Genomic DNA, 18,785 nt, shown 5'->3' on the forward strand with positions numbered 1-18,785 from the left:
TTAAAACTAAAACAAAAGGACTGATACAGAAGCGGGATCCCGGCTCTGCCGGGATCCCGTATTCTCCAAAGCTTTTCATGTTTTCCCCTCTGAAAGGAGTGCTGCCCATGACCTACGAAGAAGCTATAGAAAAAATTGACAGCCGCCTGCTTTTCGGCGTAAAGCCGGGGCTGAAAAATATCACTGCCCTGATGGGCCTGCTGGGGAACCCTCAGGACACCTTACGGTTTGTCCACGTGGCGGGCACCAACGGCAAGGGCACCACCTGCACCCTCGCGGCTTCTGTCCTGCGGGAAAGCGGCTACAAAACCGGATATTACATTTCGCCCTATGTGCTGGATTTCCGGGAGCGCTTCCAGATAAACGGAGAGATGATTCCCAAGGAAGAGCTGGCGGAAGAAGTGGAGCGCATCTGGCCCTTTATAGAGGAAATGGACAGGCGGGGCCAGTATATCACAGAATTTGAGTGCATCACAGCCCTGGCTTTTGACTGGTTCGCCCGGAAAAAATGCGATGTCGTGGTGCTGGAGGTGGGCCTGGGCGGCATTACAGACGCCACCAATATCATCCAAACCCCGGCGGCAGCGGCCATTACCTCCATCTCCCTGGATCACACCGCCATTTTAGGGGACACCCTGGAGAAGATTACCGCTGAAAAGGCGGGCATTATCAAGGCCGGGGGCCGCCTGGCCCTGTATCCGGAGCAGGCCCCGGCAGTTCTGGAACAGATAAAAGAAGTGTGCCGGGAAAAGGGCGCGGAGCTGTTTATCCCGGACATGGGGAAAATCCAGGTGGAGGCGGCCTCCATCTTTGGCACAGATTTTGCGGCGGAAATGCAGGGCGCAAGCCTGCGCCTGCATACCCCCTTCCTGGGCGCGCACCAGGTGAAAAACGCCGCCACCGCCCTGGAGGTTATCAAAATCCTGCGCAAGGAGGGCTTTGCCATTTCCGACGAAGCCCTAAAAAGAGGCTTTCAAAAGGCCTTTATCCCGGCGCGGATGGAGGTCATCTCCCAGCAGCCCCTGTGCCTGTTGGATGGCGGGCACAACCCCGGCTGCGCCAAAGCTTTACGTGCGGCCCTGGAGGATTTTGTGCCCCAGCGGAAAATCGCCATTATGGGCATTATGGCGGATAAGGACAGCGGCCGGTTCCTGGAGGCCGTCGGCCCCGCCTTTGACAAGCTGATTGCCATCACCCCCAACTGGGGCCGGGCACTGCCTGGGGAAAAGCTGGCGGAAGCGGCCCGGGCCTTCTGCCCGAACGTGTCGGTGGCACAGACCTGCGGCGAGGCCATTGCCGCCGCCATGAAGGATATGGCCAGGGATGATGCCCTCATTGTCTGCGGCTCTTTCTACCTTGCCAGCGAAATCCGGGAGCAGCTTAAGGGAAAGCTGGAAAATTTGCAAACCTGACACGCTTCCCGAAAAATTGCACAGCGCGCCTGCTACAATAGCCCTGTAAAAGGGCGGAGGCTTCTGCAAAAGGCTTTTGCTTTTTGCAGGGGCCTTCTTTTTTTAAACAATATAGTAAACTTTGAAAAACATAGTTTTTGGGTCAAACCTTTTTTCAAAAAGGTTTGCGGGGTTTGGGGCGGCGCCCCAAGGTTTTAGGAAGCAAAAAGAAAGGATGAAAAAAATGAACGTGCAGTTAAGCTACAAAGAAGGCGTGCTGACGGCAAAGCTCTTTGGAGAAATCGACCACCACAGCGCCAAGGAAATGCGGGAGTCTATAGACGATACAGCCCAGAAGCTGAAGCCCTACTGCCTGCGGCTGGATTTCACCGGGGTGCCCTTTATGGACAGCTCCGGCATTGGGCTTATTTTAGGCCGGGTGCGGCTGTGCGGGTTTTGGCGGGGGCATGTGGTGCTGTCCGGACTTTCCCAGAACCTTACAAAAATGGTAGATTTGGCGGGTATCAGCGGGGTGGCCGCCATTGAAAGGAGGGCTGGCTGATGAAAGCGCTGAATCAGGCACAGGTGTGCTTTTCCTCTAATTCTGTAAACGAGGGCTTTGGCCGGGCGGCAGTGGCGGCGTTTTTGTCCCAGCTTGACCCTACGGTAGCAGACCTGACCGACATGAAAACCGCTGTTTCCGAGGCTGTCACCAACGCCATCGTACATGGCTATAAAGACCGCATGGGCACTGTGTACATAACCGTCAAGCTTTATGAAAGCGGCAAGGCTGTGGTGCGGGTGCGGGACAAGGGCTGCGGCATCCCGGACATCGAAAAGGCCATGGAGCCTCTTTTCACCACCGGAGGCGAGGAGCGGGCAGGCCTGGGCTTTGCGGTCATGCAGAGCTTCTGCGACAGCGTGCGGGTCACCTCGGCAGTGGGCCGGGGCACCAGCGTAACCCTGACAAAGCACTTTGGGCGCAAGGAGTGAGGCCCCCCTCCTCCCGGTGCAGGACGTGGAGGAGAACATGGGGCTTGCCCACCTGTGCGCAAGGCGGTTCATGGGCAAGGGCGTGGAATATGAAGACTTGTTCCAGGCAGCGTGCCTGGGGCTTATCAAGGCTGCGGAAAACTTTGACAGCACAAGGGGCGTGCGGTTTTCCACCTATGCTGTGCCTGTCATCCTGGGAGAGGTGCGCAGGCTTTTCCGGGACGGCGGGGCCTTGCGGGTGTCTCGGGGGCTGCGGGAGCTGGGCCGGAAAGCCCAGTCGGCAGCAGAGGAACTGCAAAAGGAAACAGGCCAAAGCCCCAGCCTGGGGGAAATTGCGGATAGGCTGGGGGTGGCCCCGGAAAAAGCGGCCCTGGCATTAGGAGCCTGCCGGGCGCCAGTGTCTCTGACAGGCGGCGAGGAAGGGGAGCAGCTTGAAATCCCTGTGGAGGCCCCGGAGGAAAAAATGACCGAGCAGCTTACCCTCCAGGCCATCCTCCAAACCCTGGAGGAACGGGATCAGAAGCTGATTGCCCTGCGCTATTACCAGAGCAAAACCCAGACCGAAACCGCCCGGATTCTGGGCATGACCCAGGTGCAGGTGAGCCGCCGTGAGAAAAAGCTGCTTCTCTACATGCGCCAGATGTTTGATGGGTGAGGGGGGAAAACACTATTTTTCAGCCCCTGTTACTGGAAGGGCAAGAAGCCCAATCAATAAAAAGTTCTAAGTATTGGCCAATGGAAGCTTTGCGGCTGGACTGGTTCTTTCTGTAATTTCCGCTTTTTGGCTTTGGGAGTCTGCCTTTAAATACGATTGCATATAAACAAAACAAAAAGGTTTTTTGCTTCTTCTGCAGCCTGTAAGATTACCGGAAAACCTTTGGCTCCCGGGTGCCCTCGCCAAAAGCCTCCCACTGGGGCAGGCCCTCTCCGTTGGGGTTTCCCTGCTTTGCAAAATTGGCCCAATACCCTGCCATCTCCCTGGAGAGATCTGCGTCCCTCTGTTCCCAGGGCCGCCAGCACCGGGAAAGCGTCTCAAAGACGTACCACAGCTCGCTGGAGTGGAAAGAGCCGGCGTCGTCCCCGGGCAGCTTCCTGTCGAAGAAGTAGAGGTAGGAGGGGCCTCTGCCCAGCCTCAAAAGGTTTTCACACCAGGCGGCAGTTCCCTCTTGCAGCGCGCCTCCGCCGATATCGTCCCCGGTACAGCCGATCATCATGGGGATGGGATGGACAGCCCCGTTTTCCGCCAGATCCTCCGGCTGTGCCGGCAGCAGCCAGCCGTCCACATAAGGCCGCCAGCAAAGCCCGCCCCCCTCCTGCACCCCATAGGCGGCTTCCATCAGGGCCTGGGCAGGCACCTGCCGCAGCTCTTCTATGGTGGAAACCTTCAAATGGGCCATCAGCCGCCGGGAGGTTTCAAAAATCTGATCCCGGGTGGGGGTGGAGCGCCGGGGCGGCAGGCCTGTGCCGCTTTGGAGGATGGCCCCCCGGGCCATGCCTCTTGCAAGAGGGGAGGAGATGATGGCCTGCACGCTCATGCAGCCCGCGGACTGGCCGCACAGGGTGATTTTCTCCGGGTCGCCTCCAAAGGCGGCGATATTTTCCCGCACCCACTTAAGGGCGAATATCTGATCCAGAATGCCGTAGTTGCCGGAAACCCGCTCTCCGTTTTCCGTTTCCAAATCCGGATGGGCGAAAAAGCCGAAGGCATTCACTCGGTAGTTTATGGTGACCAGGATAACGCCTTTTTGGGCAAAGCCCTCTCCGTCAAACTCCTTTTCGCTTCCGCAGCCATGCATAAAGGCCCCGCCATGTATCCAGAAAAGTACGGGCAGCCCGCCGCCGGCCTGGGCCTCCTTTGGCGTCCAGACGTTCAGGCGCAGGCAGTCCTCGTTACAGGGGGGCACCATCTCGTCGTAAAACTCTTTGCCGTAAAAGTCCATAGAGGCTAAATCCGCCTGGGGGCACCGGGGGCCGAATTCCTTACAGGAAAGCACCCCTTCCCAGGGCGCCTTCTCCTGGGGGCGCTGAAAGCGCAGCGCCCCCACAGGGGCCTCTGCGTAAGGGATTCCCCTGAAAATGGCGGTTTTCCCGTCCCCGCTCCAAAGGCCCTCCACAGCGCCCTGCTTTGTTTTTACCATTGTTTCCATGCTGCATTCCTCCCGTTTTGTAATCTTTCCGCAAGTTCCGCCGTCTTAAAAAGTATAACAGCTTAGAAGCTGTACCGATAGGATTGGTGCGAAGATTTTCGAGGAAATTTTGTGGGGTTCAAGGCGGAAACCGCAAGAAATACTTTCGTATTTCGAGGATTTCCAACACTGAAGCCCGCTAAATTTCCCGAAAAGGTTTGTGCAGGAGCCTATTGGTACGGCTTCTTATATTTCTTCCAGCTTCTGCTGTTCCCCTTCCTCCTTGTCCAGATTTTCATCCGCAAAGGGGGAGGGGGCATAAAGCTTTGGATCCATGGGATCCATGTTTTTCTTCCGCAGGCGGCTGCGCACCGAGGAGCGGAACAGCCTGTAAATCACCGCTGTCAGAGGGGTGCCCAGCCAGATGCCCGCAATGCCCATCACGCCTCCCCAGAACACCACCGCGAACAGGGTCCACACAGGGGGCAGGCCAATGGAGGAGCCCACCACACGGGGGTATATCAGGTTGCCCTCCACCTGCTGGAGGATCAGCAGGAAGATAAGGAAAATCAGGGAATCAAAGGGATTTACCAGCAGCAGGACAATAACCCCCACCGCCGCGCCGGCATACGCGCCCAGAATGGGGATAAGGGCGCCCAGGGCCACTACGGAGGAGATGAGCAGGGCGTAGTCAAGCCCCAAAAGGCTCATGCCGATATAGCACAGCACCCCTAAAATTACGCATTCTGTAAGCTGGCCCTTGATAAAGGAGAAAAACACCCGGTTTGTAATGGCCCCCACATGGGAAAGGCTCCGGGCGGCTTTCCGGGGCAGGAAGGCAAGCAGGGCAGAGCGCACGCCCCGCAGCAGCTTCTCCTTGCCTGTCAGCATGTAGATGGAGAAAATGAAGCCCATAATCATACTGAACACGCCGGAGGCCACGTTGGACATAATCCCCACCAGGGAGGCCACAAAATCCGTAGCGGTTTTCGTCGCGTTGGAGAGCAGGGTGGTCCAGTTAAAGCTTTTGAGGAAATCTTCCATAAAGTCCAGGTCGTTTTCCCTTGCAAACTCGTTTGCCCAGCGCAGGCAGTTGTTGATGGTGGTGGGCAGGGTTTTCTGGGCTGTTTCAGCCAGCACGCCCATGGATTCAATCAGCCCCGGCACAATGAACAGGGCAATGAAAAGGATGACCAGCGCCACAATCACATAGGCCAGCAGAACGGAAAGGGGCCGGCAAAGCTTTTTCCATACCCTGCTCCGGGATTTTTGGAAGGGCTTGAAGACAACGTCCTCAAAGAGATGGACAAATACGTTTAACACATAGGCCACCACAATGCCCCCTACCACAGGGGTCAGGGTGGCGGAAATCATCTGTGCCGCGCCCCACACCGCGTCGAAGCGCAGCACCAGCAGCACCAGCGCGGCGGCAAAGGCCAGAAGGAACATGCCTGTGCGCAGCACCTTTTTGTCGTCGTGTAGGTTTTTTTCAAAATCTGCCCAGCGCATGGGCCTCACTCCTTTCCAGCCGGATAAAACCGGCCCGCAAGCTCAGCGGCGCAGCCGTTTAAAAGCCCCTGCCCGGCTAAAAACCGCAGGATGGTAAAGCGCTCCCGGATTTCCATGGCGTGCAGCAGGCTTTCAAAGAATAAATCCCGCCGGATGCCCAGCTCCATGGGGCCTGCAGGAGAGCCTGCCGCCTGCAGGCAAGAGAGGATGCGCTCCTTGTCCGGCAGGGCAAAGCCCTGGGGCAGGCGGCTTTTTGCCAGCTCATAAAGGGAGGCGGAAATTACCGCCCCCACCCCAACGGAGTTGCCATGGAGGGGGTGCTCCTGCCCCCAGCGCAGGGCGTCCACCTCCCAGAAATGGGAGAAATGGTGCTCTGCCCCGGAGGCGGGCCGGGAATTGCCCACAAGGCCCATGGCCACCCCGGAGAGGATGAGGGCCTCTGTCACAACCTGCACAGCCTGTTCGTCCCGGGCGCGGAGGCCTTCTGCGTTTTCAGCGCACTTTTCCACAGCCCGGGCCATAAGGGCGGCGCACTCCTCACAGTAGTATTCCCCGTTTACAAGCTGGGAAAGCCGCCAGTCCGCCAGGGCTGTGAACTTGCCGATAATGTCCCCAAAGCCTGCCGTAAGCATGGGCATGGGAGCGTTTTTCATAATGGAGGTGTCTGCCAGAATGGCCTGGGGATACACCCCGGGCTTTGTAACCTTCTGTCCTTCCAGAATCAGGGGGCACACAGTGGAGGCATAGCCGTCCATGGAAGGGGCGGTGCATACCACCATATAGGGCACCCCTGTGCGGGCGCTGAGAAACCGGGCTGTGTCGTTTAAGGTGCCGGAGCCTATGGCGATAATCAGCCTGTCCTCCGGCTCTAAATCCGCCAGGGCGGCCCCCAGGGTGTGTTCGTCCGGCACCAGGGTCTTGTCCCCGGAGAATTTTTTCCCATGGAAGGGGATGCCCCCTTCATAGAGAAGCTGCCCCGCCCGCTCCCCGGCGGCCTCGAAGGTGCGGCGGTCTGCCAGCAGGTAGGCAGGCCCGCCGCCTAAATCTTCCACGGTTTCGGGCAGCTCTTCCAGGCACCCGCCTGCCACCCGGATTTTCCGGATGCCCACCTCGTGGGTGCGCCCGCAGGAGCAGGGGTAGGAAAGCCCCGCGAATTCCTCCAGGCTCATTTCCGTCAGCTTTTTCATATCCTTTTTCTCCTTTAGGTAACGCGGCTTTTTCAGGTTTTTGTAATGAACACGTGATGGCACCTCTGGCAGGTGACCTCTATTTTCCCCCGGCCCCGGGGCGCCCGGAGCTGTTGTTTGCACTGGGGACACTTAAAATAGCGGGTATACTTCCGCTCTGAAAACTTCCGCTTCTGTAAGGCAAACCAGCTTTTCACAGGCCCCCACACCTTTAAAAAGGCGTAATATTCCCGCTGTCGGGCCGGGATGTTCCGGGAGAACATGCGGAAGACGGTGTAGATATACACCGCGTCTGCCAAAAGGGTCAGGGGCCAGAAGAATAAGCTGCCTAAAAAAGTGCATACTAAGGCAAGCAGAAGCAAAAAGAAGCTGAAACCGTCGCTGCCATAGCGTCCGTACATGAAGCGCTGGAATTTTTGAAAAAACAAAGCTATCACAACCTTTCTATAATCTGTAGTATACGCTTTATAAAAAGGTTTTTCAACAGCCCCGGCCCGGGCTTCACGATAAATTTACATTTGGAAAGCGCCGGCACCCCTTGCGCCGGGAAACTGCCTGTTGACTTTACCGGGCAGAGGGGATATTATGAGACGTATAAAAGCTTTCTAAACCAAAAGGAGGAACATGCCATGCCTGAACTGAAAGGGACGAAAACAGAAGCCAACCTGCTCACCGCCTTTGCCGGGGAGAGCCAGGCCCGGAACAAGTACACCTATTTTGCCTCCAAGGCGAAAAAGGACGGCTACACCCAGATTGCGGAGATTTTCGAGGAAACCGCCAACAACGAGAAGGAGCACGCCAAAATCTGGTTCAAGCTTCTCCACGGGCAGGTGGGGGACACCCTGCAGAACCTGAAGGAGGCTGCCGACGGGGAAAATTACGAGTGGACCGACATGTACGCGGGCTTTGCCAAAACCGCCAAAGAGGAGGGCTTCCCGGAGATTGCCCATCTTTTCGAGGGCGTTGCCGCCATTGAAAAGGAGCACGAGGAGCGCTACCGCAAGCTTGCCGCCAACATTGAAGGGGGCCTGGTGTTCTCCCGGGAGGGCGACGCCATCTGGCAGTGCCGCAACTGCGGGCACATTGTGGTGGGCAAGGCCGCGCCCCAGGTCTGCCCGGTGTGCGCCCATCCCCAGGCCTATTTCCAGCTAAAGCCCGCCAATTACTAAACGCTCAACCGCCCCTTCGGGCGGGAAACCCGGCTGTGCCCTGTAAAGGGGTGCCGCCGGGTTTCCTTTTTCTTGCAGGGGGAATACCCAGGGCTTGACTAAAAAGGCCCCTAAGCCGCCGGAGGCAGGCACGCCCCCTCCCGGAGGGGATGTCTGAAACGAAGAGGAAGAGTTAATAGAAAGAAATTTATCAATTTAAGAAATTGGTTTTAGGATCGAACCCTTTTTTCAAAAGGGTTCGCAGGGTGTGGGACAGAGTCCCACGGTCATGCGCTGACAGCACAAAATGCGTGTTTTGGGCACTCCCTCTCCCGGCAGCCCGGTTGACTTTTAAAGCCGGGTTTGGTATGATGGGAGCAAGCTGAAAAAAACAGAAAGGAACGGTTTCGGGCGCGGGGCGGCTTCCCCTTTTACAAGGCTGTGCGTATGGGCTTCTGCCCACAGGCGCGGCGTTTAAGGCCCGGCACTGCGGACACTAGTGTGAAGAATACGAAGGAAAGGAAAGATACCGGGCACAAAGCGCTGCTTTTTCATGGCTTTTTGTGCGTATTCTGTATCGCATGGCGATTGTGATGAAACATATAAAAGGCGTTTGCTGCCTGCTTCTCTCCTTCCTGCTGCTGTGCCTGTGCGGGGCCTGCGGGGACGGCTATAAAAATGACGGGGCTTTTACCTATCTGCTGGCCCGCAACGTGGACAACCTGGATCCCCAAACAGCCTCCGGGGAGTCGGCCTGGGTGGTTATCGGCTCTGTTTTCGAGGGGCTGTGCCGCATTGACGAGGACGGGCAGGTGGTGCCCGGCGTGGCGAAAAAGTGGGAAGCAAACTATGACGACACAGAGTTCACCTTCTATCTGCGGGGGGGCGCCAAGTGGAGCGACGGCACCCCTGTCACAGCGGACGATTTTGTTTTCGCCATGCAGCGGGCTTTGCGCCCGGAAACCGCCACCCCCTCTGTGGACGATCTGTTCATCCTGCGGGGGGCCAGGGAGGTGTACAATAAAGAGATACCGGAGAGCAGCCTGGGGGTCTTTGCAAAGGACGAGCTGACTTTGGTGGTGCAGCTTGAAAAAAGCTATGCGGATTTTCCCGCCCTCACCGCCGGCAGCCATTATATGCCCTGCAACCGGGCCTGTTTCGAGGAGTCTGCCGGGCACTACGGCCTTTCCTCCGAATACCTTATCACAAACGGCCCCTTCACCTTTACAAACCGCTATTCCTGGGTGACAGAGTCCGGCAAGAGGGCCATCAGCCTTTCCCGCAGCGAATCGTATAAAGGCCCCCATGAGGTGCGCCCCGCCTCTTTGCAGTTTTTGATAGACTATGACCCGGCCCTGCTGGAAAACCCTGTGGAATCCCTTGCCAGCGGGCAGGCGGACATCCTCACCCTGTCCCAGTCTTTGGCAGAGCAGGCGGAGGCCCAGGGGTGCCATGTGCAGGTGCTGGACGACGCGGTGACAGGCCTGCTGCTGAACCCCCGCGCGCAAAGCCTGGAGGAGCCTGTGGTGCGGGAGATGTTCCTGAAAACCCTTGACAGGCAGTCCTTGCTGGATCGCCGCCGGGACAAGGAGGCCCAGGAGGCCATGGGCATTATGCCAAGCTGCGTGGTGTGGAACACCTCCTCCTATTATGCCGACGGCGCCCGGCTCTATGCCCAGCAGGACGATACGGTGTTAGAGCGCCTTCCCTCCCTGCTGGAAATGCTGGAGCAGGAGAAGCTGCCCTCCATCTCGGTGCTGTGCCCGGATGACCCGGAGTCTGTGGACATTGCCAACGGCTTTCTGGTTTCCTGGAACCAGAAGCTGGGCAACGCCTTTAACATCCAGCCCCTGCCCGAGGAGGAGATGAAAAGCCGGGTTGCCTCCGGGGACTATGAGGCCGCCCTCTATACCCTGCGGGCCGGGGGCACCACGCCTTACCAGGTGCTCAAGTCCTTTGAAAGCACCTCTTACCCCAGCCTTCTGGAGGACGAGGAGTTTGACGCCCAGCTTCACTCCCTGACCTTCGAGCTTTCCTCCTACCGCCGCCTGGAAAACTACCTGCTGGAAAGCTATATTTTCTATCCCCTGTTCAGCGACAAAACCTATTACGCCGCCGGCCCCGGCACCCGGGGCATTGCCGCCTCGCCCGATTTAAGCGTGAACTTCATCACAGCCCGCAAAAAGGGATAAGGCAAAAAAACTGCTTCCGGCCCCGCCGACATTTGCCCCACTGCTCCGGCTTTTTCTGTGTAATCCCCCTAAACCTCCGGGCTTTTTCTTTCCTTTTTCCCATATTCCCCCTTTTTCCGGCAGCTTTCCCGGAAGAAGCCCCGGGGCTTTTCCATAGACAGGCGGAAAGTTTTGTGGTAAACTTGGGAAGGTGAAAACAGAAAAAACCAGAGAAGATTTTCTGCTCCCCCAAAAACGGGCACAGGCCCTGCCGTAAGCCAGCCGGGGAGGAAACGGGAAAAATACGAAGAAAGGAACGGTACAGCCGCAAAAGGCTGATGCTTCATCCCTTTTGCGGGAATGCTGTACCGCATGGCGATTGTTATGTCTGGAAGAGAAGCTGTGTTGTGGGGGCGGCCTGTGCCCCCCAAAGACGACGCGCCCCGGCGCTCCATTCTACACTGCCTGCGGATGCTGGCGCCATTCCGGGAGGCCATCCCGGAATGTGAGCATGCCAGCGGGGACATGGCGGAGGGAGAGCGGCAGTTTTACGCATTTATAAAGGGCTTATACGGGGAAATGTACAGCGACCCCGCCTTTTTCCTCATCCCCCAGGGGGAATATGACGAGTACATGCAGTCCCGGCCTGCCGGGCTGGAGGAGGAAGAAGGGGAGCACAGGGCCGACCAGAAGGAGAGCCGCCTGCGCAACCGCTTCCAGCAGGCCATCCGGTTTTACGCGGCCTACTTATATGAGCTGGGCGCCCGGGCGCAGTCTTTGGAAAAGGGGGTGCTCACCCTCACCACAGCTGCCTGGCAGGAGGCGCGCAAGGCCATGGAATGGACACACCTGCGGGGGGAAAACGGGCCTCGGTTCCAGCGCCTGCAGGCTTTGGGCCTGGACGAGCGGCAGGAGCCAAAGCTGGTGTACGTCACCAGCCGGGAGTTCCCCAAAATGTTATATGGCCTGTGGGCCTTGTGCAAGGCGCCCCAGGATAAATACAGCTATATGAATTATCTGCGGGTGGACTACCGGGCGGCCCTCCAGGGCGGGCCGCAGCCCGCGGACATCTTCGCCACCCTCACCCCGGACAGGGCGCAGTCCGCCAGGATTCTGCACAGCGCCATGACAGGCCGGGGGGCGAAGCTTGTGATAAAGCCCCTGCGGGAAATCACCTCCGGGGCGCAGTGGAAAGGGGAATACCGCAAAAAGGGCAAATGCGCCGCCGGGTTTTACGCCGACCCCGACGCCTTTACCCTGTGCCTGTATTTCGGTTCCCCGGAGAAAATTTCAGAGGCAAGCGCTGCCCTGCATAAAGAAAATCCCAGGCTGGGCCTGTGGTTTGATGATAAATTCCCCCAGCGCAAATGCACCTGCCCCCACAACTGCCGGGTGCGGCTGGGGGACGGGCCGCGCCGTATCTGCGGCATGGCCTGCCGGGCGGAAATCCCGGAGCCAAGCCGGCAGGATCTGCAAACAGCCCTTTCCATTCTGGAAATGGCGGAAGGATAAATCTCGGAGTCTGTCTTTGCAAAGAGGAGGAGCATGGTATGGAAAACGGCAAAAATATTCTCGTCACAGTCCCTGTAGAGGAAACCCACATGCAAAAGCTTCAGGAAGCCGGGCCGGGGTGTGCCTTCCGGTTTAAGGCCGGGACAGCCCTGCCCTCTTTCCAGTGGGCAAAGCTGCCCTTTGAAAATCTCATAGAAACAGATCCCGTCACCCAGGAGGACATAGACTGGGCAGACATTATTTTAGGCAACGTGAAGGGGGAGAGCCTCCACGGCAGCGAAAAGCTTTTGTGGCTGCAAACCAACAGCGCCGGGGTGGAGGAATACATCAGGCCCGGGGTGCTGGCCCCTCATACGCTGCTTACAAACGCCACCGGGGCATACGGCCTTGCCATCTCCGAGCACATGCTGGCTATGGCTTTGGAAATCCTGAAAAAGCTGGAGCTGTACCGGGACGCCCAGCAGAGGGAAGCCTGGGAAAGCCTGGGGCCGGTGCGAACCATATACGGCAGCACCGTGCTGGTGCTGGGCATGGGGGACATCGGCGGGGAGTTCGGCAAGCGCTGCAAGGCCCTGGGGGCCAAGGTTATCGGCGTGCGCCGGACAGATGCCGCAAAGCCCGATTATGCCGACGAGGTGCGGCTGATTGCGGATTTGGACGCGCTTCTCCCCCAGGCGGATATTGTCGCCGTCACGCTGCCGGGAACAGAAGCCACCCGGAACATGCTGGACAGAAGGCGCTTAGGGCTGATGAAGCCCGGGGCTGTGCTTTTAAATGTAGGCAGGGGCACCATTGTGGACACAGAGGCCCTGTGCGACGCTTTGGAAAGCGGGTCCATAGCCGGGGCTGGGCTGGATGTTACCAACCCGGAGCCGCTGCCCCAGGGCCACAGGCTGTGGAAAATCCCCACAGCGGTGGTAACCCCCCACATCTCCGGGTTTTACCATCTGAAGGAAACCCACACCCGCATTGTGGATATTTTCGCCCAGAACCTCACCCGCTTCCTGAAGGGAGAGCCGCTAAAAAACCAGGTGGATTTCGCTACCGGCTACAGAAAGCTGTAAAACGCTATAAATTTTAGGATTAACCCCTTTTTTTAAAAGGGGTTGCTATGCCCCAGTGGGGCATGTCCAGCAACCGACCGAGCCGGCAGGCGAGACAAAAGTCCCAAGACCTTAGGAGGCATGGATGTGGCAGAGCATTACTTAGACAACGCCGCCACCACCCAGGTGCTGCCGGAAGCGGCAGACCGGGCGCGGGCGCTGATGGTGGAGGAGTTCGGGAATCCTTCCTCCCTGCACACCCGGGGCTATAAAGCCCGGCAGGAGCTGGAAAAGGCCCGGGCCGCTGTTGCCGGGAAGCTGGGGGTGCAGCCAGGGGAGCTTACGTTTACAAGCGGCGGCACAGAGGGGAACAACCTGGCCCTTTTCGGGGCCGCCGCTGCCCGCGGGCGGTTAGGGGATAAAATTGTCACCACCGCCATAGAACACGATTCCGTCCTGAAAGCTGTGGGGGAGCTGGAGCGCCAGGGCTTTCGGGCTGTGTATGTAAAGCCGGACAAAACAGGCCAGGTGCCCCTGGAGGCCCTGGAAGCGGCAATCGACGAAAGCACCATTCTCGTCAGCGTGATGGCAGTGAACAACGAAACCGGGGCTATCCTGCCTGTCCAGGGTTTAAGCCGGGTTATCAGGCGGAAAAAGGCCCCGGCCCTGCTGCATACAGACGGGGTGCAGGCCTTTGGGAAGCTTCCCTTTTCCCCGGCAAAATGGGGGATTGATCTGTGTACCGTCAGCGCCCATAAAATCCATGGGCCAAAGGGCGCCGGGGCCTTGTATGTAAAAAAAGGCACGCGCATCCTGCCCCGCGCCTTTGGCGGCGGGCAGGAGCGGGGCCTGCGCCCGGGCACAGAAAGCCTGCCCCTTCTGGGGGCCTTTGGGGAAGCGGCCTCCCGCCTGCCAAGGCCCCAGGAAGCCCTGCCCAGAATGCAGGCCCTGAAAGAGGCCCTTATCGAGGGCCTTTCCGCTTTGGAGCAGGTAACCGTCCATTCCCCGGAGGACGGCCTGCCCTATATTGTGAATTTTTCGGCAGGCCGGGTGCGGGCGGAAACTATGCTCCACTTCCTGGCGGAAAAAGGGGTATATGTCTCCGCCGGGTCGGCCTGCGGAAAGGCAAAGCCCAGCCATGTGCTGGAGGCCATGGGCCTGCCGGCAGGGCATGTGCGCTCTGCTTTGCGGGTAAGCTTTTCCCGGTTTTCCAGCATGGAGGACGTAAAGGCCCTGCTTGCGGCCCTGGAAGAGGGGCTTTCGCGCTTAGCAAAGGAGTGAGCCTATGGAAGGCTGGAAAATAGAAAAAGTGGAAGAACCTGAGCGCCGGGCCGCTTATACCCGCCAGGTGCTCCGCGCCCTGCCGGAGTGGTTCGGAAACCCGGAGGGCCTTTCGGAATACTGCGAAAAAGTGAAAGGCCTGTCCCTGTGGGCGGCGGTGGACGAGGGTGGCGCGCCTTTGGGCATCCTCGCCGTAACAATCCATTACAGCCGCACAGGGGACATTGTAGTGATGGGCGTCCTGCCCGGCCTGCACCGGAAGGGCCTAGGGCGGGGGCTGTATGAGGCGGCGGAAAGCTATTTCCGGCAGCAGGGCTGCGCCTGTGTGATGGTAAAAACCCTCAGTGACACAGCGGATTTCCCGCCCTATGAAGCCACCCGGCGGTTTTACAGGGGGATGGGCTTTGCGCCCCTAGTCACCCTGACGGAAATGTGGGATGAGGAAAACCCCTGCCTGATTATGCTCAAGGCCCTGGAATAAACAAAAGTGGGAGCGTGCTCGCTTATGGAAAAGGAAATAATTTTGCTGAAGCTGGGGGAAATAGCCTTAAAGGGGTTGAACCGCCGGGCCTTTGAAGACGTGCTCATAAAAAATATCCGCCGCAGGCTGAAAAGCGCGGGGGAGTTTTCCGTATACAGCCGGCAGTCCACCGTATACGTGGAGCCAAAGGATGAAAACGCGGACATGGACTTGGCTGAGGAGCGCTGCGGCAAGGTTTTCGGCGTGGTGGCCTATACCCGGGCCGGGGCGGCGGAAAAGGATCTTCTGAAAATCCGGGAAAAGGCGGCGGAATACCTGCGGGAGCCTTTGGAGGATGCCCGCACCTTTAAGGTGGAGTGCAAGCGCAGCGACAAAAAGTTTCCCTACAAGTCTCCGGAGATTTCCGCAGAGGTGGGAGGCTACCTCCTGGAAGCCTTTCCCCATTTGCGGGTAGACGTACACAACCCGGACATCACGGTGCGGGTGGAGGTGCGGGAAGCGGAAGCCTATGTCCACGCCGACCCCAGGCCCGGGGCCGGGGGCATCCCTGTGGGCACCGGGGGCAAAGGGCTAGTGCTGATAAGCGGCGGGCTGGACAGCCCTGTTGCCGCCTGGATGATGGCAAAGCGGGGGGTAGAGCTTACCGCCGTCCACTTTGCAAGCCCGCCCTACACCAGCGAGCTGGCCCACGACAAGGTGGTGCGCCTGCTGCAAAAGGTGGGGGAATATGCCGGGCGCATCAAAATGGTGACGGTAAACCTCACCCGCCTCCAGGAGGGAATCCGGGACAAATGCCCGGAGGAGCTGCACACCGTCATCCTGCGGCGCTTCATGCTCCGGGCGGCCCGGCAGGTGGCAGAGGACGAGGGCTGCGGGGCGCTTATCACCGGGGAAAGCCTGGGGCAGGTTGCCAGCCAGACCATGCAGGCCATTGCCTGCACAGACGCCGTGGCGGGCATGCCGGTGTTCCGGCCCCTTATTGGCGCGGACAAGTCGGAGATTGTGAAAACCGCCGTGAAAATCGGCACCTATGACATCTCCATTGAGCCTTATGAGGACTGCTGCACTATCTTCACCCCCAAGCATCCCCGCACAAAGCCCATCCTCCATTTTGTGGAGGACGGGGAAAAGGCCATCGACGGGGAAGCCCTGCTCAGGGAAGCGCTGGAGCAGGCGGAAGCCCGGCAAATCCTTCCGGAATTGCAAAATTAAAGAAAACTGTAAGAAATGGGACGGGTTTTTCGCAGGCTGGTGCTGTTATCATAGAATATAGAAAACACAGGGAGGTTTTGTGGGATGAAGGATGGAAAAAAGCGGAGAAAGCGGAATATTATCGGCGCGGCCGTTATGGCAGGGCTGATTTTTGCCGCCATGCCCCTGGGCGTGGCCCATTCCATGGAGGACTTGCGGGACGATGCCGAAAGCGCTTATTACTATGACAGCACAGGCTATGCCATCTATGACGGCCTGGAAAAGCGCCGGGAAGCCGCCCACAACCTGCTGACTGTGGCCCAGCGGTATACAGAGGCCCACCCGGAGATTATTTCTTACACACAGGCGCTGGAATACCAGGTGCAGGCCAATGAGAGCGCCCATGACGACACCTTTTACTGGGCGGGAGCCACCAATATGGAAATGGGCGCGGCGGCCCAAGCCCTGGCTGCGGAACTGGAAAAGCTGCCTTTAGAGGAAAAGGACAAAAAATACCCGGCCCAGATGATAGCCCAGATGCGCTCGGAGCAGGACAAAATCGAACGCAGCAGCTATAACGACGAGGCCCGGGCCTTTAACGCCCGGCTGCATTCCTTCCCGGTAAACCTTCTGCGGAACTTTACCGATGTGAAGGAGCTTATCCCCTTTGACGAGCATGGCGCTGTCGTGGAGGACACAGCGGTGCAGGAGCCTGAGCGGGACTACGCCGGGGAAGAAGCCGCGGCGGAGCAGTCCACCCGGCAGGAGGAATCCTTGGAAAGCACTGTGGAAGCCTGGGCGGAAGGCTATGCGGAGAAGATAGAGGACAGGGTGGGGCAGATTGTGGAAGACAAGCTGGACCCCTGACAGCAGGGAAGGCATAGGAAGGGAGGAATAGCCCTGTGGTAAAGAAAAAGCTTGGCAAATGGGTGCTGGGGGCAGTGGGGATGATCTGCCTGGTTTTCTGGACTGCCATGCCCGCGCTGGCGGCAGTGCCCCAGCGTCCGGCAAACAAATATGTGCTGGACGAGGCCGGGGTGCTCTCCAGCGCGACGGAGCGGGAGATTATCAAGGAAAACGAAGAGCTTTTTGAAGAGTGCGGTGCGGAAATCGTCATTGTGGCGGTGGACTTCCTGGGCGGCAAGGATATAGAAGACTATGCAAACGACCTCTTTAACACTTGGGGCATTGGCTCTTCCCAGCGCAATAACGGCATTCTGCTGGTATTGGCCATAGGCGAGGAAAATTATTACGCCACGACGGGCTATGGCCTGGAGGACTATTTTGACGGGGCCAAGTTCCAGGAGCTTTTTGACGATTACCTGGAGGAGGACTTTGCGGCAGGCCGGTATGACGAGGGCGTGGAAGCGTTCTTCGACGAAGTGCTGGACGAGGTGGAGGACTATTACGAGCGCTACGAGGACGAATACACCCAGCCCGACAGCCCTGATTATGATGAACCCTATTACAGCAGCGTGCGGCCCAGCCGCTGGAAAAGCTTCATGGGGGTTGTCTCCAACGTGGCCCGCATTGTCATTATTATGGTGGTTGTCATCATCGTGGTCCGTATCTTCAGCGGCAGGGGCCGCGGGGGACGGGGCGGCCCGCCCTATGGAGGAGGCGGAGGTGGCGGCAACTTCTGGACCGGCATGATGCTGGGCAACATGATGGGCCGGAACCGCCGATCCCACTGGGGCGCGCCCCCGCCCCCGCCGCCCCCGGGAGGCTTTGGAGGGCCGGGGCACCGCCCAGCCGGGCACCGTCCCGGCGGCTTCGGCGGCTTTACAGGCGGCGGGCGTTCCGGAGGTTTTGGCGCAGGCCGCTCTGGAGGAGGCTTTGGCGGCGGAGGCGGATTCTCCGGCGGTGGAGCCAGCCGCGGCGGCGGGGCCGGCAGGCGCTAAGAACCGGCGGCAAAGCTGCCTGAAAATCAATGGCACCCATGCTGGAACCGGCATGGGTGCATTCTATGAGGGAGAACATGTATGAAAAAATATTTCCTGTTCGATTTAGACGGCACCATAACAGACACCGGGGAGGGCATTATGAAATCCGCCCAGTATGCCCTCACTGCCTTCGGCTTCCCCCAGCAGACAGAGGCCCAACTGCGGCGGTTTGTCGGCCCGCCCCTGCAAGGCTCTTTTGAAACCTTTTATGGCCTAAGCCCTGTGGACGCCGCCCGGGCCGTAGAAAAATACCGGGAGCGCTACCGGGACAAGGGTGTTTTTGAAAGCCCCCTGTATCCGGGCATGGCGGGCTTTTTAGAGCGCCTGCGCGGCAACGCTGTGCTGTGCCTTGCCACCTCCAAGCCTTTGGTGTTTGCCCGGCAGATCTTGTCCCTGCGGGGGGTGGAGCAATATTTCACCTGCCTTTCCGGGGCAGAGCTGGACGGCGCCCGCACAGACAAGGCGGAGGTAATCGCCTATGCAAGGGAGCTGCTGGAAAACCCGCCTAAGGAGCAGATGGTGATGGTGGGGGACAGGCGGCAGGACGTTTTGGGAGCCAAGGCCCAGGGGGTGGAGAGCGTCGGCGTGCTCTATGGCTACAGCGATCCGGGAGAACTGTGGGAGGCCGGGGCCACCCACCTTGTCTCCAGCGTGGAGGAGTTGGAAGCCTTGTGTTTCTCCCTGCTTTAGAAGCTGTACCAATAGGCTCCTGCACAAATCTTTTCGGGAAATTTAGCGGGCTTCTGTGTTAGAAATCCTCGAAGACCGACAGGTCTTCTTGCGGTTTCCGCCTTAAACCCCACAAAATT

General features: G+C 58.6%; 18 protein-coding genes. 14 read left to right on the plus strand and 4 right to left on the minus strand.

Annotated features, from left to right (window positions below):
- Window positions 1-107 precede the first annotated feature (107 nt).
- The 4 genes from D1841_RS05260 (at window position 108) to D1841_RS05275 (ending at window position 3,039) form a co-directional block, all read left to right on the plus strand.
- On the plus strand, window positions 108-1,412 hold the full coding sequence (locus D1841_RS05260) for a folylpolyglutamate synthase/dihydrofolate synthase family protein (protein WP_160642373.1): 1,305 nt from the start codon (window positions 108-110) through the stop codon (window positions 1,410-1,412).
- Between the two features lie 214 nt (window positions 1,413-1,626).
- Entirely contained in the window at window positions 1,627-1,953 is a 327-nt protein-coding gene (locus D1841_RS05265; RefSeq protein ID WP_237076217.1) for an anti-sigma factor antagonist, read from the plus strand.
- A complete protein-coding gene (gene spoIIAB / locus D1841_RS05270; RefSeq protein ID WP_160642371.1) occupies window positions 1,953-2,384 on the plus strand; it encodes an anti-sigma F factor in 432 nt (143 codons plus the stop codon). Before D1841_RS05265 ends, spoIIAB begins: the two co-directional genes overlap by 1 nt.
- Window positions 2,368-3,039 (plus strand): sigma-70 family RNA polymerase sigma factor, encoded by a 672-nt coding sequence (locus D1841_RS05275; RefSeq protein ID WP_237076216.1) that lies wholly within the window; start codon window positions 2,368-2,370, stop codon window positions 3,037-3,039. The genes spoIIAB and D1841_RS05275 overlap by 17 nt, the downstream gene beginning before the upstream one ends.
- A 208-nt stretch (window positions 3,040-3,247) precedes the next feature.
- Here D1841_RS05275 and D1841_RS05280 read toward each other — a convergent pair whose 3' ends face one another.
- From D1841_RS05280 to D1841_RS05295, 4 genes are all read right to left on the minus strand, one after another.
- Window positions 3,248-4,531, minus strand: a complete 1,284-nt coding sequence (locus D1841_RS05280) for a carboxylesterase/lipase family protein (protein ID WP_160642370.1) — start codon at window positions 4,529-4,531, stop codon at window positions 3,248-3,250.
- A 225-nt stretch (window positions 4,532-4,756) separates the two neighbouring features.
- Window positions 4,757-6,019, minus strand: a complete 1,263-nt coding sequence (locus D1841_RS05285; RefSeq protein WP_160642367.1) for an AI-2E family transporter — start codon at window positions 6,017-6,019, stop codon at window positions 4,757-4,759.
- A gap of 5 nt (window positions 6,020-6,024) precedes the next feature.
- A complete protein-coding gene (locus D1841_RS05290) occupies window positions 6,025-7,206 on the minus strand; it encodes a sn-glycerol-1-phosphate dehydrogenase (protein ID WP_160642366.1) in 1,182 nt (393 codons plus the stop codon).
- A 32-nt stretch (window positions 7,207-7,238) separates the two neighbouring features.
- On the minus strand, window positions 7,239-7,634 hold the full coding sequence (locus D1841_RS05295) for a hypothetical protein (protein ID WP_237076214.1): 396 nt from the start codon (window positions 7,632-7,634) through the stop codon (window positions 7,239-7,241).
- A gap of 201 nt (window positions 7,635-7,835) precedes the next feature.
- Between D1841_RS05295 and rbr the strand changes: the two genes are divergently transcribed.
- From rbr to D1841_RS05345, 10 genes are all read left to right on the plus strand, one after another.
- A complete protein-coding gene (rbr, locus tag D1841_RS05300) occupies window positions 7,836-8,375 on the plus strand; it encodes a rubrerythrin (RefSeq protein WP_160642365.1) in 540 nt (179 codons plus the stop codon).
- Window positions 8,376-8,947: 572 nt separating this feature from the next.
- Window positions 8,948-10,546 carry an ABC transporter substrate-binding protein gene (locus D1841_RS05305; protein ID WP_160642364.1) on the plus strand — a complete coding sequence of 533 codons (1,599 nt, stop codon included), beginning with the start codon at window positions 8,948-8,950 and terminating at the stop codon, window positions 10,544-10,546.
- Window positions 10,547-10,909: 363 nt separating this feature from the next.
- The gene (locus D1841_RS05310) at window positions 10,910-12,037 is read left to right on the plus strand and encodes a hypothetical protein (protein ID WP_166554233.1); all 1,128 of its coding nucleotides are present in this window, start codon (window positions 10,910-10,912) and stop codon (window positions 12,035-12,037) included.
- 38 nt (window positions 12,038-12,075) lie between these two features.
- The gene (locus D1841_RS05315; RefSeq protein WP_160642362.1) at window positions 12,076-13,101 is read left to right on the plus strand and encodes a D-2-hydroxyacid dehydrogenase; all 1,026 of its coding nucleotides are present in this window, start codon (window positions 12,076-12,078) and stop codon (window positions 13,099-13,101) included.
- Window positions 13,102-13,227: 126 nt separating this feature from the next.
- A complete protein-coding gene (locus D1841_RS05320; protein WP_160642361.1) occupies window positions 13,228-14,361 on the plus strand; it encodes a cysteine desulfurase family protein in 1,134 nt (377 codons plus the stop codon).
- Window positions 14,362-14,365: 4 nt separating this feature from the next.
- Window positions 14,366-14,842: a GNAT family N-acetyltransferase gene (locus tag D1841_RS05325; RefSeq protein WP_160642360.1), complete on the plus strand. Its 477-nt coding sequence runs from the start codon at window positions 14,366-14,368 to the stop codon at window positions 14,840-14,842.
- Window positions 14,843-14,866: 24 nt separating this feature from the next.
- Complete coding sequence (gene thiI / locus D1841_RS05330) at window positions 14,867-16,054, plus strand: tRNA uracil 4-sulfurtransferase ThiI (RefSeq protein ID WP_160642359.1); 1,188 nt, start codon at window positions 14,867-14,869, stop codon at window positions 16,052-16,054.
- A gap of 84 nt (window positions 16,055-16,138) precedes the next feature.
- Complete coding sequence (locus D1841_RS05335) at window positions 16,139-16,900, plus strand: LemA family protein (protein WP_160642358.1); 762 nt, start codon at window positions 16,139-16,141, stop codon at window positions 16,898-16,900.
- Window positions 16,901-16,935: 35 nt separating this feature from the next.
- On the plus strand, window positions 16,936-17,934 hold the full coding sequence (locus D1841_RS05340; protein WP_160642357.1) for a YgcG family protein: 999 nt from the start codon (window positions 16,936-16,938) through the stop codon (window positions 17,932-17,934).
- An 81-nt stretch (window positions 17,935-18,015) separates the two neighbouring features.
- Window positions 18,016-18,666, plus strand: a complete 651-nt coding sequence (locus D1841_RS05345; protein WP_160642356.1) for an HAD hydrolase-like protein — start codon at window positions 18,016-18,018, stop codon at window positions 18,664-18,666.
- Window positions 18,667-18,785: the final 119 nt, after the last annotated feature.

The sequence above is a fragment of the Neglectibacter sp. X4 genome, assembly GCF_009917365.1.
Classification (GTDB): Bacteria; Bacillota; Clostridia; order Oscillospirales; family Acutalibacteraceae; genus Acutalibacter.

Excerpts from the sequence above, each read along its gene's own strand:
- D1841_RS05280 (WP_160642370.1), bottom strand. The coding sequence starts at position 4,531 with ATGGAAACAATGGTAAAAACAAAGCAGGGCGCTGTGGAGGGCCTTTGG.
- D1841_RS05315 (WP_160642362.1), top strand. The coding sequence starts at position 12,076 with ATGGAAAACGGCAAAAATATTCTCGTCACAGTCCCTGTAGAGGAAACC.
- thiI (WP_160642359.1), top strand. The coding sequence starts at position 14,867 with ATGGAAAAGGAAATAATTTTGCTGAAGCTGGGGGAAATAGCCTTAAAG.
- D1841_RS05305 (WP_160642364.1), top strand. The coding sequence starts at position 8,948 with ATGAAACATATAAAAGGCGTTTGCTGCCTGCTTCTCTCCTTCCTGCTG.
- spoIIAB (WP_160642371.1), top strand. The coding sequence starts at position 1,953 with ATGAAAGCGCTGAATCAGGCACAGGTGTGCTTTTCCTCTAATTCTGTA.
- D1841_RS05265 (WP_237076217.1), top strand. The coding sequence starts at position 1,627 with ATGAAAAAAATGAACGTGCAGTTAAGCTACAAAGAAGGCGTGCTGACG.
- D1841_RS05290 (WP_160642366.1), bottom strand. The coding sequence starts at position 7,206 with ATGAAAAAGCTGACGGAAATGAGCCTGGAGGAATTCGCGGGGCTTTCC.
- rbr (WP_160642365.1), top strand. The coding sequence starts at position 7,836 with ATGCCTGAACTGAAAGGGACGAAAACAGAAGCCAACCTGCTCACCGCC.
- D1841_RS05310 (WP_166554233.1), top strand. The coding sequence starts at position 10,910 with ATGTCTGGAAGAGAAGCTGTGTTGTGGGGGCGGCCTGTGCCCCCCAAA.
- D1841_RS05345 (WP_160642356.1), top strand. The coding sequence starts at position 18,016 with ATGAAAAAATATTTCCTGTTCGATTTAGACGGCACCATAACAGACACC.
- D1841_RS05260 (WP_160642373.1), top strand. The coding sequence starts at position 108 with ATGACCTACGAAGAAGCTATAGAAAAAATTGACAGCCGCCTGCTTTTC.
- D1841_RS05325 (WP_160642360.1), top strand. The coding sequence starts at position 14,366 with ATGGAAGGCTGGAAAATAGAAAAAGTGGAAGAACCTGAGCGCCGGGCC.
- D1841_RS05285 (WP_160642367.1), bottom strand. The coding sequence starts at position 6,019 with ATGCGCTGGGCAGATTTTGAAAAAAACCTACACGACGACAAAAAGGTG.
- D1841_RS05335 (WP_160642358.1), top strand. The coding sequence starts at position 16,139 with ATGAAGGATGGAAAAAAGCGGAGAAAGCGGAATATTATCGGCGCGGCC.